Source organism: Wenjunlia vitaminophila DSM 41686 (assembly GCF_000380165.1).
Lineage (GTDB): Bacteria > Actinomycetota > Actinomycetes > Streptomycetales > Streptomycetaceae > Wenjunlia > Wenjunlia vitaminophila.
In genome coordinates this window covers 1-12,465 of the sequence record NZ_KB904661.1, presented here as the reverse complement: position 1 = coordinate 12,465, position 12,465 = coordinate 1, and the positions used below count along the sequence as shown (strand labels likewise).

Sequence of the window (12,465 nt, the reverse complement as noted above, 5' to 3'; positions counted from 1 at the left end):
GGTCCCGCACACCGCACCGGCGGTGGCCCCGGGGTCGGCTACCGGGGCACCAGCCGACCGAGTAGCCGACCGAACTCCACCAGGCGGGCCATCTGGCCCGGCCCCCCGTCCTCCAGCGACTTGCTGAACCGGAACGCCTCGGGCCGGAAGCGGGCCGTCGCGGTGGGCACCGACTGTTCGGGTTCCGGCTGGAACGCGGTCAGCTCGTGCGGCGTGCCGGTCGCCACCACCAGGTGCACCCCCCGCTCCACCCGTCGGCCCTGCTCGTCCCGACCCACCAGGGTGCGCATCCCCACGTGCACCACCGCGTCCAGCGGGAGCACCTGCACCGAGGAGTCGAGCACCGTGCCGCCAGGGGCGTCCCCGTCGGCGACCTCCTCGCTGTGCCACAGCACCAGGCGGCGCCCGTCGCACACCGCTGCCTCCTGCCACACCGAGGCGCCCGCCTCGGTCAGGTCCACCACCCGTTCCAGGGTGAATCCGCGCACCCTGCGGCGGCCCAGTACCCCCCGCATCGCCTCCAGGGCGATGTCCGCGTGCAGGAAGTAGGCGTGCGCGGCGTCCTGCAGACGCGTGTATGACGACCAGTCGGAACCCGGCGGGCCCAGCGGCCGGGCTGCCGGACGGCTCCTCGTCGCCCTGCTGAACATGTCCACCTGCTTCGCGTCCCCGTACCGTGGCGTCGCGCCGGAGGGCGCTCGTCGACCACCTGGCACCCTATCCAGCGGCGGGCGGACCCAGGGGGCCGAGGGGTGGGAAGGGAGGGGCTGGGGCCGGGGTGCGCGGTCACCCGGACGTGCTCACGGCCGTGGTGGGGGCTCGGGGTCCACCCCGCCACGGCCGTCACTGCGCACAACGGCCGGGTCGAGCCGGGGGTTACGGGGCGTGAGGGGCGAGATGCCCTGCTTCCCGTACGGCCGGCGCACGCCCGCGCGGGCGCGGTGCCGGCCGTGGCGCCGGCACCGCGTCTTCCGGCCGGCGGACCCCTGGACGAGCGAGCCGTCAGGTCTAACGGGCGAAGCCAGGCGAGCCGCTGTTGCTCTGGGGGCGCTGTCGCACTTCACTTTGTTGGGGAAGGTGTTGTTTGATGCCCTTTCGGCTCTCCTGTCCGAACCTCTCCGTCCCCGGAAGGTGATTGCATGCTCTCCGCCCGCACCCTGTTCCAGGAGATCCACGACAACGACGAGTCGTTCCGCCTGTTCTGCAGCATCGCGGCGAAGGGCGAGGACCAGGGGGGCTGGGAGAACGGCAGGATCGCCAGCCTGGTCACGGATGCCGAGCTCGCCCCCAAGGTCGCCCGGCACGGCGCCGACGAGGACAAGCACGGGCGCATCTTCACCGCTCTGCTGCGCAAGCGCGGACTGGAACCCGGCGAGGTCCCGGACGCCACCGACTACACGATGGCGCTGGAGCGCTCCGGCATCGGGCTGGCCCACGACAAGCTGCGCCGGGACGAGCCGCTGAGCGAGCAGGACGTCATCGTCTACCTGGCGCACAGCCGGGTCACCGAGCAACGGGCCGCCGAACAGATGCGACTGCTGAAGAAGATCTTCGGAGACCACCCCGAGATCGGCCGCGCGGTGAAGATGATCTCCTCGGACGAGGACAACCACCTCGCCTACTGCCACGAGGAGCTGCTCCGACTGGCCGGGGCCGGCCACCGCCGGGCCATCCGACGGACCCTGCGTTCCACCGCCCTCGCCGAGATCCGCGTCTACCGGGACGTCAGCCTGGCGGTGATGGCCGAGATGGGGCGAATCCTGGGTTGGTCCAGGGCCCGTGCCGCGCTGCTGAGGCTCGGTATCCAGACGATGTACCTGCTGGAACGCTCGGGCTGGTGGCGGCGCATGGTGACGTTGCGGATGCCCCAACGGCGCAACGCGCTGGGCGGCCCGGCCCCGTCCCCCAACCCCGAGTTCGCCTGAGCGGACCGCCATGGTCACAGCCAGCCGCGGCGCTTGAAGAACCGGTGCAGCCCCAGACAGGCGACGGCCATGGCGGCGAGCGCCAGCGGGTAGCCCCACACCTGGTCCAGTTCGGGCATGTGCCGGAAGTTCATGCCGTAGATCCCGGCGATCATGGTGGGGATCGCGATCATGGCGGCCCAGGCGGAGATCTTCCGCATGTCGTCGTTCTGCTGCACGCCCATCTGCGCGAGGTTGGCGCCGAGGATGTCGGAGAGCAACCTGTCCAGACCGTCCACGTGGTCGTTCGCCCTGGTCAGGTGGTCACTGACATCGCGGAGGTAGGGTCGGGCCGCCGGGTCGATGAACGGGGTGACGCCGCCGGACAGGCGCTGCATCGGCTCCAGCAGGGGAGCGGTGGCCCGGCGGAACTCCAGCACCTGCCGCTTGAAGGCGTAGATGCGCGCGGCCACGCTTCCCACGTCGCTGTTGCCCCGGGGGGCGAACACCGCCGCCTCGAGCTCCTCGAGGTCCATCTGGAGCTGGTCGGCCACCAGGACGTACTGGTCCACCACCGCGTCGCTGACCGCGTACATCACCGCCCCCGGGCCGTGCCGCAGCACCTCGGGGTGCCCCTCGAGGCGGGAACGCACCTCGGTGAGCGGGTTCCCCTCGCCGTGCCGCACCGTGACCACGAACGCGTCGCCGAGGAAGACCATCAGCTCGCCGGAGGAGATACCGGCGGCCTCCTCGTCGTAGACGATCGTCTTGAGCACCAGGAACAGCGAGTCGTCGTACGCCTCGAGCTTGGGCCGCTGGTGCGCCTTCAGCGCGTCCTCCACCGACAGTGGGTGCAGTCCGAACTCGCTGGTGACCAGGTCGAACTCGGCTGCCGTGGGCTCGTAGAGGCCGATCCACAGGTACGCGTCGCCGGTCGCCCGCGCCTGGGCCAGGGCCTCCGAGAAGTCCTCGGGACCCGGCACCCGGCGTCCGCCGCGGTACATCGCACAGTCAACGATCACCCTGTGGATTCTGCCCCGAACCGACGAACCGGGCCACGTCGGGCACGTTCCCAACCGTCCGTTCCCCCGGGGAGGCGCCCCGCCCGACCTCCCGCCCCGGTTCCCGGTCCCCGCCCCGACCTGCCCGCGCCCCACCCGCACACCACGGCCCGGGCCGCGCCGAACGGCGCCCTGCTTAGAGTGGTGCCATGCCCACTGTCTTGCTCGTGCGCCACGGCCGTTCCACCGCCAACACCTCCGGAGCCCTCGCCGGGTGGAGTCCCGGCGTGACCCTGGACGAGCGCGGGCGTGAACAGGCCGTGGCCCTCGCCGCCCGGGTGGCCACCCTGCCGCTCGCCGCGGTGGTCAGCAGCCCCCTGCAACGGTGCCAGCAGACCCTGGAGCCGCTGCTGCGGGCGCGGCCCGAAGTGGAGCTGCACACCGACGAACGGGTCGGGGAGTGCCGCTACGGGGACTGGACCGGCCGCAAGATCAGCGAGCTGGTCGAGGAACCGCTGTGGGGGACGGTGCAGCAGTACCCCTCCCGCGCCGTCTTCCCCGGGCCCGAGGGGGAGTCGCTGCGGCAGATGCAGACGCGGGCGGTGGACGCGGTCCGCGAGTGGAACGACCGGGTGGAGCGGGACCACGGGGCGGACGCGCTGCTGGTGGTGTGCTCCCACGGGGACATCATCAAGTCGGTCGTCGCCGACGCGCTCGGGATGCACCTGGACCTGTTCCAGCGGATCGCCGTGGACCCCTGCTCCGTGACCGCGATCCGCTACACCGCGGCCCGTCCCTTCCTGCTCCGGCTGGGGGACACCGGGGACCTGAACGGCCTCGCCCCCCGGCCGGTGGAGCCGGACAGCGGACCGGCGGAGGGCGACGCGGTCGTCGGCGGGGGAGCGGGGGCGCCCTGAGACCGGGGGCGTCCCCGGCGTCGGGGGCCCCTGGCCTCCGCCCTCCTTCGCGCCGGCCGGCCCGCGTCAGTAGGGTGGATCCACCACAGATCAAGCTTTGGTCCCCATTGTGGAGTCGAGTCGAGTCATCGGAGCAGGACGTGCCCCGTCAGGTGTTCCTCTACGACCCGCCGGACCGCTTCGTCGCCGGGACGGTGGGGCAGCCGGGCGAGCGCGCCTTCTACCTCCAGGCGTCGAGCGCCGGCAGAATCACCAGCGTCGCGCTGGAAAAAGCCCAGGTGGCAGCGTTGGCCGAACGGGTTGACGAGCTGCTCGACGAAGTGGTGCGGCGCAGCGGCGGCAACGCCCAGGTGCCGGCCGTGGCGCCCGCCGAGGCGATCGACACCGAGCCGCTGCACAGCCCCGTCGAGCCCGTCGAGTTCCGCGTCGGGACCATGGCCCTGGCCTGGGACGGTGAGGGCCAGCGGGTGGTCGTCGAGGCGCAGGCGCTGGTCGAGGTGGAGGTGGACTCCGAGGAGGACCTCCAGGCCGCAGAGGAGATGCTGCTCCAGGACGACGAGAACGGGCCGCCTCTGCTGAGGGTGCGGCTGACCGGGGCGATGGCCCGCGGCTTCGCCAAGCGCGCCCTGGACGTGGTGGCCGCCGGCCGCCCGCCGTGCCCGTTCTGCAACCTCCCCCTGGACCCGGACGGCCATGTGTGCCCGCGGCAGAACGGCTACCTGCGGGGGGCCGCGTCCTGACCTCCGCGAGCACAGCGCCCCCACCGTCCGGCGAGGACGCCGTCGAGCTGCTGGAGCAGGGCGAGCTGACGGTGCGTGGGCGCATCGGTGACGCCTCGAACGTCGTGCTGTACTGCTCGGTCGAGCACGCCGGGCGGCGGGCGACGTGCGTGTACAAGCCGGTCGTCGGGGAGCGGCCCCTGTGGGACTTCCCGGACGGCACGCTCGCCGGGCGCGAGGTGGCCAGCTTCCTGGTCTCCGCGGCGACCGGCTGGGACCTGGTCCCGCCGACCGTGCTCCGCGAGGGACCGCACGGTCCCGGGATGTGCCAGCTCTGGATCGACGTCGAACAGGGGCCGGAGCTGCTGGCCGTGCAGCCGGGAACACGGCCGGAACCGGGGTGGCGGGTCGTCGCCCCGGTGCGGCTGGAGAACGGGGACACCGCACTGCTGGTGCACGCCGACGACGCCCGGCTGCGGCGGCTCGCGGTGCTGGACGCCGTGATCAACAACTCCGACCGCAAGGGCGGCCACCTGCTGCCGGGCCCTGGCGGCAGGCTCTACGGGATCGACCACGGCGTCACCTTCCACGCCGAGGACAAGCTGCGCACCCTGCTGTGGGGCTGGGCCGGCGAACCGCTGCCCGACGAGGCCGTCGAGGTCCTGGAGAAGCTGCGCGGCGAGCTGGCGGCCGGGCTCGGGGAGCGGCTGACCGCCCTGGTCACCCCCGCCGAGGTGGAGGCGGTGCGGCGGCGGGTGGCGCGCCTGCTCGCCGCGGGCCGGCACCCGGAGCCCAGCGACACCTGGCCGGCGGTGCCCTGGCCCCCGATCTGACGCGAGCGGCGGTCCGGTTGGGGCCGGCACGGCGGGGCAGAGGCCGCTCGTAAGATGTACGTGCATACAGTTACCCTCAAGATATGTATGCCTGGCCCGCTTCCGACGTACCCGCCCTGCCCGGTCACGGACCGGCCCCGCGGGTGCACGACACCGCGACCGGTGGTCCCCTCACCCTGAGCCCCGGCCCGGTGGCCCGGCTCTACGTCTGCGGCATCACCCCCTACGACGCCACCCACATGGGACACGCCGCCACCTACACGGCGTTCGACCTGCTGCAACGGGTCTGGCGAGACGCGGGGCACGACGTCCTCTACGTGCAGAACGTCACCGACATCGACGACCCGCTGCTGGAGCGCGCCGAACAGACCGGTGAGGACTGGGCGGCCCTCGCCGACCGCGAGACCACCCTGTACCGCGAGGACATGACGGCGTTGCGGATTCTGCCCCCGGACCACTACGTGGGCGCGGTGGAGGCCATCGGCCGAATCGTTCCTCTGGTCGAGCGCCTGCTGGCCGCGGGCGCGGCCTACGAGCTCGACGGCGACGTGTACTTCTGGGTGGCCAGCGACCCGCGGTTCGGTGAGGTGTCGGGCCTGGACCAGTCGACGATGCGACGACTGTCCGCGGAGCGCGGCGGCGACCCGGACCGGCCAGGCAAGAAGGACCCCCTGGATCCCCTGCTGTGGATGGCGGCCAGGCCGGGCGAGCCGAGCTGGGACGGCGGTTCGCTGGGGCCGGGCCGCCCCGGTTGGCACATCGAGTGCGTGGCCATCGCCCTGGAGTACCTCCGGATGGGCTTCGACGTCCAGGGCGGCGGCTGCGACCTGGCGTTCCCGCACCACGAGATGGGCGCGGCGCACGCCCAGGTGGTGACCGGCGAACACCCCTACGCCCAGGCGTACGTGCACTCCGGGATGGTCGCCCTGGACGGCGAGAAGATGTCCAAGTCCCGGGGGAACCTGGTCTTCGTCTCGACGCTGCGCCGGGCCGGGACCGACCCGATGGCGATCCGGCTGGCCCTGCTGTCCCACCACTACCGGTCGGACTGGGAGTGGACCGACGAGGTGCTCCAGCAGGCCGGGGCCCGGCTGGCGCGCTGGCGGTCCGCGGTCGCCAGGCCGGAGGGCCCGTCGGCACTGGAGGCACTCGAGCAGGTGAGGGCCGCGCTCGCCGACGACCTGGACGCGCCGGCCGCACTTGCTGCGGTGGACCGCTGGGTGGAACGTCAGGAGGATCGGGGCGGCACCGACACGGGGGCACCCGGACTGCTCTCGCGCACGGTGGACGCGCTGCTCGGGGTGGCGCTCTGACGGTCCACCAGGGACACCGGCGTGCACCCTCGAGCGGGAGGGACGCCGGCGTCCCCGGTGCGGAACCGCCCCCGAGCGGGCCGCGGCCGCGCGCCCAGGACCGGCCCGCACCACGGGGAAGGTGACCGGGCCGGCCGCGGCCCGGTCACCCGGCGGTCACCGGTCCTCGTCCGGCTCGCCCTCGGGTCCGGGGTCCTCGGCGCGCTGTGCCGGGCCCTGCGGGCCGGGGCCGCCCCGCCGGAACGACCCCAGGTCGCGCCCCTCGGCTGGGTCACCGCCCTCCCGGGCGTGCGAGCCGTGGCCGTCACGGCGGCGCAGGTACTTCTCGAACTCCCGGGCGATGGCCTCGCCGGACGCCTCGGGCAGCTCGGCGGTGTCCCTGGCCTCCTCCAACGACTGGACGTACTCGGCGACCTCGCTGTCCTCCGCCGCGAGCTGGTCCACCCCGAGCTGCCAGGCCCGTGCGTCCTCAGGGAGCTCGCCGAGCGGCATCCGCAGGTCGAGCAGGTCCTCGAGCCGGTTGAGCAGGGCGAGCGTGGCCTTGGGATTGGGTGGCTGGGACACGTAGTGCGGCACCGCGGCCCACAGGCTCACCGCCGGCACGCCCGCGTGGGTGCACGCTTCCTGCAGGATGCCGACGATCCCGGTGGGCCCCTCGTAGCGGCTCTCCTCCAGGTGCAGGGTCCTGGCCAGCTCCGGGTCGGAGGTGGTGCCGCTCACCGGGACCGGACGGGTGTGCGGGGTGTCCCCGAGCAGCGCGCCCAGCACCACGACCAGCTCGACGCCTAGCTCGTGGGCGAAACCGAGGAGCTCGTTGCAGAACGAACGCCAGCGCATGCTGGGTTCGATGCCGCGCACCAGCACCAGGTCGCGGGGTTTGGGCTCGGTGACCCGCACCACGGACAGACGCGTGGTCGGCCACGTGACCCGGCGGGCCCCGCCGTCCAGCCACACATGGGGCCGGTTGACCTGGAAGTCGTAGTAGTCCTCGGCGTCGAGTGCCGCGAAGACCTCGCCCTTCCACTCCCGATCCAGGTGCGCGACCGCGGTGGAGGCGGCGTCCCCGGCATCGTTCCAGCCCTCGAACGCGGCCACCATGACCGGGTCGATCAGCTCGGGCACACCCTCGAGCTCGATCACCCAGCGCCTCCTTTGCCGTTGCCAACGCCGCCGCGGGCCATCCGCGGGCAGCCGTACCTGCCAAGCCTAAGCTGTTCCCCGTGCGCTGCCGCAGCCCCCGGAGCCGGTGGATCCGGTCGGTGGGGCGCCGGGGACGCCCGGTCGCGCCCAGGTGCTCGGAAGGCCCCGGCCGTGCCGGCAAGTCCACTCGTTCCAGGGAGGACGCGCGGCCCCTCGTGCGGCTGCCGCACCGGGCTGGACGCGGCGGCCCGGCCCCACAGGGCCCGGCCCGTTCCCTCAGCCCTTCAGCATCTCCCCGACCCGGGCCCGCACCTCTTCGGTGTCCAGACCGCGGATGGTCAGCGTGGTGCGCCGGCGCAGCACGTCATCGACGTTGACCGCCCACTCGTGGTCCCGCGCGTAGAGGACCTGGGCCCAGATCTCCGGGCCGTCCTGGTGGATGCGCTGCCCCAGCGACGGGTCCTCGTTGACCAGGCGGGCGATCTCGAAGGACAGCGCCCCGTAATGGGTGGCCAGGTGACGGGCGGTGACCGGGTCGAGGCCGGCCCCGGCCTCCCGGTCCACCAGCAGCCGGTGGGCGACCGCGTTGGGGTTGGCCACACCCGGCAGGGGCACCCGGCGCGGCAGCCGGGACGGCGGCTCCATCTCCCGGGCCAGCGGCCCCCGGGGCTGGCGGGCGAGGGCCCGCAGGACGGTGCGGCCGATGTGCCGGTAGGTGGTCCACTTCCCCCCGGCCACGGAGAGCATCCCGCCGCGGCCCTCGGTGACCACGGTCTCCCGCTTCGCCGACGCGGTGTCCCCGGGACCGCCCGGCAGCACCCGCAGTCCGGCGAACGCGTAGGTCAGCAGTGACCGGTCCAGGTGCTCGTCGCGCAGCGAGAACGACGCCTCGTGCAGGATCTGCTCGATGTCCGCGTCCGTTGCCCGGACGTCGGCCGGGTCGCCCTCGTACGGTTCGTCCGTGGTGCCGAGCAGGAGCTGGTCCTCCCACGGCAGGGCGAAGGTGATCCGGTACTTGTCCACGGGGGTGGCCAGCGCGGCCCGCATCGGGGCCCGACGCCGCAGCACCAGGTGGGCCCCCTTGGACAGCCGCACGCTCGGGGCGGCGCCCGGGTCCTCCATCCGTCGCAGCCGGTCCACCCAGGGGCCCGTCGCGTTGAGCACCAGTCGGGCGTCCACGCCGAACTCGACGTCGTCTATCCGGTCCCGCAGGTCGGCTCCGGTGACCCGGCCCCCGGTGAAGCGCAGCCCGGTGACCTCGGCGTGGTTGAGCACCACGGCACCGGCCTCCACCGCGGCCCGCACCGTCATCAGGGCCATCCGGGAGTCGTTCATCTGGTGGTCGCCGTAGACGGCGACCGCCCGGAGGCTCTCCGTGCGCAGCCCGGGGACGTCCCGGGCGGCCTTGGACGGGCTGATGACCCGCCCCACCCCGTCACCGAACGCGGACAGCGCGGAGTAGGCGAACACCCCCGCGCCCAGCTTGGCGGCCCCGTGCGGGCCGCCCCGGTACACCGGCAGGTAGAAGGTGAGGGGGTTGACCAGGTGCGGGGCGACGTCCCTGCTGAGCACCCGCCGCTCGTGGTGGTTCTCCGCCACCAGCCGCACCGCCCCCGTCTGGAGGTACCGCAGCCCGCCGTGGACCAGCTTGGACGACGCCGACGAGGTGGCCCCGGCGAAGTCGCCCGCGTCCACCATGGCCACCGCCAGGCCGGACTGCGCGGCGTGCCAGGCCGCCGAGATGCCCAGGATGCCGCCGCCGACCACCAGCAGGTCGAAGGTGGCGCCGTCCAGCAGCGCCCTGGTCTCGGCGCGGCTCGCCTTGCGGTTGGTCGCCTGGTGGGTGCCCAGGCTCGGCAACCTCTGTGCGGTGCTCATCGGGTCTCCTCCTCGTCCAGCCAGCCCATGGTCCGGTCAACGGCCTTCAGCCAGTAGGTGTACTCGCGGTCGCGGATCACCGGGTCCATCCGTGGGACCCACTCGGCGTCCTTCTTCCAGTGGGCACGCAGCGCGTTGGTGTCCGGCCAGAAGCCGACGGCCAGGCCGGCCGCGTAGGCGGCGCCCAGGCTGGTGGTCTCGGTGACCACCGGGCGCACGACCGGCGCGTCGACGAAGTCGGCGATGATCTGGAGCAGCAGGTCGTTGGCCGTCATGCCGCCGTCCACCCGGAGCGTGGCCAGCCGAACCCCGGAGTCCTGGGTCATCGCGTCCACGATCTCCCTGGTCTGCCAGGCGGTGGCCTCGAGCACCGCGCGGGCCAGGTGCGCCCTGGTCACGTAGCGGGTCAGGCCGGCGATCACTCCACGGGCGTCGGAGCGCCAGTGCGGGGCGAACAGGCCGGAGAACGCCGGGACGAAGTAGGCGCCTCCGTTGTCCTCGACGGTCCTGGCCAGGGCCTCGATCTCGGACGCGTCGCTGATCACGCCCATCTGGTCGCGCATCCACTGCACCAGGGAGCCGGTCACCGCGATGGAACCCTCCAACGCGTAGACCGCGGGTTCGGCACCGATCCGGTACCCCACGGTGGTCACCAGGCCGCTGGTGGACCCCACGATGTCCTCGCCGGTGTTCAACAGCAGGAAGGTGCCGGTGCCGTAGGTGGACTTGGCCTCGCCGCGGGTGAAGCAGGTCTGACCAAACAGCGCCGCCTGCTGGTCGCCGAGGGCGGACGCCACCGGGACCCCGTCCAGGGTGCCGGTGGCGGTGCCGTACACCTCGGCCGACGAGCGGATCTCCGGCAACACGGACATGGGCACGCCCATGCTGGCGCAGATCTCCTCGTCCCACTGGAGGGTGCGCAGGTCCATCAGCAGGGTGCGGGAGGCGTTGGTGACGTCGGTGACGTGGATGCCGCCCTCCGTGCCACCGGTCAGGTTCCAGATGACCCACGAGTCCATGGTGCCGAAGAGCAACTCGCCGTTCTCGGCGCGCTCACGCAGCCCGGGCACGTTGTCCAGCAGCCAGCGGATCTTGGGGCCGGCGAAGTAGCTGGCCAGCGGCAGACCCGTGGCCCGGCGGTAGCGGTCCTGGCCGATGTCGCCGCCCAGCTCCCGGCAGAGCGCATCGGTACGGGTGTCCTGCCAGACGATGGCGTTGTGGGCGGGCTGACCGGTGGCCCGGTCCCACAGCAGGGTGGTCTCCCGCTGGTTGGTGATGCCCAACGCCCTGATCGCGCTGACCGGGACGTCGGCCTTCCGCAGCGCGCCGTCGACGACGCTCCGGACGTTCTCCCAGATCTCCGTGGCGTCGTGCTCCACCCAGCCGGGTCTGGGCAGGATCTGCGCGTGCTCCCGGCTGTCGATCGAGACGACCTCGCCGTCCCGGTCGAACACGATGCACCTGCTCGAGGTGGTGCCCTGGTCGATGGCGGCGACGAACTCGCGGCGGGCGGTGCCGCCGGTGGCGGGGGCTTGGGGGGTCACGGTGCCTCCTGTGGCTCCTGGCCGCGCGCTGCGGGTCGGACTCTCCGCTGCGGCGCCGCGGGGCGGGTCGTGGGACGGGTGCGGGCGCGGTCGGGCGAGGCGGACGGGTGCGGCCGGGGATCAGAAGGCCAGACGGAAGATCCCTCCCGCCGCGGCGCCCCCGGCCAGCGGGCCGAGCACGGGGACCCAGGCGTAGGACCAGTCCGAGCTGCCCTTGTTGGGCAGGGGAAGCAGGGCGTGCACGATCCGGGGGCCGAGGTCGCGCGCCGGGTTGATGGCGTAGCCGGTCGGACCGCCGAGGGAGAGGCCGATGCTGACCACCAGCAGCCCCACCACCAGCAGACTGATGCCCGAGCGGGTCAGCCCCGGGTTGAGCCCGAGGGTCAGGATGACCAGGACGAGCACCGTGGTGGCGATGGTCTCGGTGATCACGTTCTGGGCCGGGTTCCGGATCTCCGGGCCGGTGGCGAACACCCCGAGCACCGGCCCACCGGGCAACTTCGGCGCGTCCACCGGCCTGGTGACCGGACCGGCAGGATCGACGTCCGTGCCCCGCAGCACCTCGGGGTCGTGCAGGTGCGCCTGGAACTGCCCCAGGTAGGTGAGCCACACCAGGAACGCGCCCACCATCGCCCCGGCCATCTGCCCGCCCAGGTAGACCGGCACGTGGCTCCAGTCGCCGGACTTGATCGACAGCCCCAGGGTGACCGCGGGGTTCAGATGGGCCCCGGACAGCTCGTTCGCCGCGTACGCCCCCGACATCACCGCGAGACCCCATCCGAAGGCGACCACGATCCAGCCGCCGCTCCGTGCCTTGGAGTGCTTCAACACGACGGCCGCGCTGACGCCGCCGCCCAGCAGGATCAGGAGCGCGGTGCCGATCAGTTCCCCGGTGAAGATCTCTTCGCTGGACACCGTTGCTCCTTAGGACCGGCTGCTCCCCGTGTGCCGGCCTGGTGGTCCGGCCAGCGTCCTGCATGGGAGGGAAGTCAACGAACGTTGTCGGGGGCTGCCGACGTGCGTTCGACAATGTCGACTTCTGGGCGACAGTTTTCTACTCCCCACGTCGAACGTCAAGGGTTTGCCGCCGGCTGCCCTTTTGTGTTCGCTCGCCGCCGGCCGCTTTGGGGAGCCCCTGCCGGCGTTCCTCGACGCTGCGCTCCCTCGTGCCTCGGTCGCTTGGTCTCGTCTCTTCGGCAGGGGCGCGGCCTTTGGC

Annotated in this window: 11 protein-coding genes; 5 read left to right on the top strand and 6 right to left on the bottom strand. The window is 72.8% G+C overall.

Annotated elements, in window-relative coordinates:
- Window positions 1-38 precede the first annotated feature (38 nt).
- Window positions 39-650, bottom strand: a complete 612-nt coding sequence (locus A3IG_RS0110450; protein WP_051087452.1) for a hypothetical protein — start codon at window positions 648-650, stop codon at window positions 39-41.
- Window positions 651-1,139: 489 nt separating this feature from the next.
- Between A3IG_RS0110450 and A3IG_RS0110445 the strand changes: the two genes are divergently transcribed.
- Window positions 1,140-1,925 carry a ferritin-like domain-containing protein gene (locus A3IG_RS0110445; RefSeq protein ID WP_018383511.1) on the top strand — a complete coding sequence of 262 codons (786 nt, stop codon included), beginning with the start codon at window positions 1,140-1,142 and terminating at the stop codon, window positions 1,923-1,925.
- A gap of 14 nt (window positions 1,926-1,939) precedes the next feature.
- Here A3IG_RS0110445 and A3IG_RS0110440 read toward each other — a convergent pair whose 3' ends face one another.
- Window positions 1,940-2,935, bottom strand: coding sequence for a magnesium and cobalt transport protein CorA (locus tag A3IG_RS0110440; RefSeq protein ID WP_086019926.1), 996 nt, complete (start codon window positions 2,933-2,935; stop codon window positions 1,940-1,942).
- Window positions 2,936-3,114: 179 nt separating this feature from the next.
- On the opposite strand from A3IG_RS0110440, the gene A3IG_RS0110435 reads away from it, so the two are divergent.
- From A3IG_RS0110435 to mshC, 4 genes are all read left to right on the top strand, one after another.
- On the top strand, window positions 3,115-3,822 hold the full coding sequence (locus A3IG_RS0110435) for a histidine phosphatase family protein (protein WP_026220115.1): 708 nt from the start codon (window positions 3,115-3,117) through the stop codon (window positions 3,820-3,822).
- 140 nt (window positions 3,823-3,962) lie between these two features.
- Window positions 3,963-4,562: a DUF3090 domain-containing protein gene (locus tag A3IG_RS0110430; protein WP_078500275.1), complete on the top strand. Its 600-nt coding sequence runs from the start codon at window positions 3,963-3,965 to the stop codon at window positions 4,560-4,562.
- Window positions 4,520-5,374, top strand: a complete 855-nt coding sequence (locus A3IG_RS0110425; RefSeq protein WP_018383507.1) for an SCO1664 family protein — start codon at window positions 4,520-4,522, stop codon at window positions 5,372-5,374. Before A3IG_RS0110430 ends, A3IG_RS0110425 begins: the two co-directional genes overlap by 43 nt.
- 83 nt (window positions 5,375-5,457) lie before the next feature.
- Window positions 5,458-6,687, top strand: a complete 1,230-nt coding sequence (mshC, locus tag A3IG_RS0110420; RefSeq protein WP_026220114.1) for a cysteine--1-D-myo-inosityl 2-amino-2-deoxy-alpha-D-glucopyranoside ligase — start codon at window positions 5,458-5,460, stop codon at window positions 6,685-6,687.
- Window positions 6,688-6,843: 156 nt separating this feature from the next.
- Here the strand turns inward: mshC and A3IG_RS0110415 are convergent, their stop codons facing one another.
- The 4 genes from A3IG_RS0110415 to A3IG_RS0110400 form a co-directional block, all read right to left on the bottom strand.
- The gene (locus A3IG_RS0110415) at window positions 6,844-7,827 is read right to left on the bottom strand and encodes a PAC2 family protein (RefSeq protein ID WP_018383505.1); all 984 of its coding nucleotides are present in this window, start codon (window positions 7,825-7,827) and stop codon (window positions 6,844-6,846) included.
- A gap of 276 nt (window positions 7,828-8,103) precedes the next feature.
- On the bottom strand, window positions 8,104-9,705 hold the full coding sequence (locus tag A3IG_RS0110410) for a glycerol-3-phosphate dehydrogenase/oxidase (RefSeq protein ID WP_018383504.1): 1,602 nt from the start codon (window positions 9,703-9,705) through the stop codon (window positions 8,104-8,106).
- Window positions 9,702-11,249: a glycerol kinase GlpK gene (glpK, locus tag A3IG_RS0110405; protein ID WP_018383503.1), complete on the bottom strand. Its 1,548-nt coding sequence runs from the start codon at window positions 11,247-11,249 to the stop codon at window positions 9,702-9,704. Before glpK ends, A3IG_RS0110410 begins: the two co-directional genes overlap by 4 nt.
- A 120-nt stretch (window positions 11,250-11,369) precedes the next feature.
- Window positions 11,370-12,164, bottom strand: a complete 795-nt coding sequence (locus A3IG_RS0110400) for an MIP/aquaporin family protein (protein WP_018383502.1) — start codon at window positions 12,162-12,164, stop codon at window positions 11,370-11,372.
- Between the last annotated feature and the right edge of the window lie 301 nt (window positions 12,165-12,465).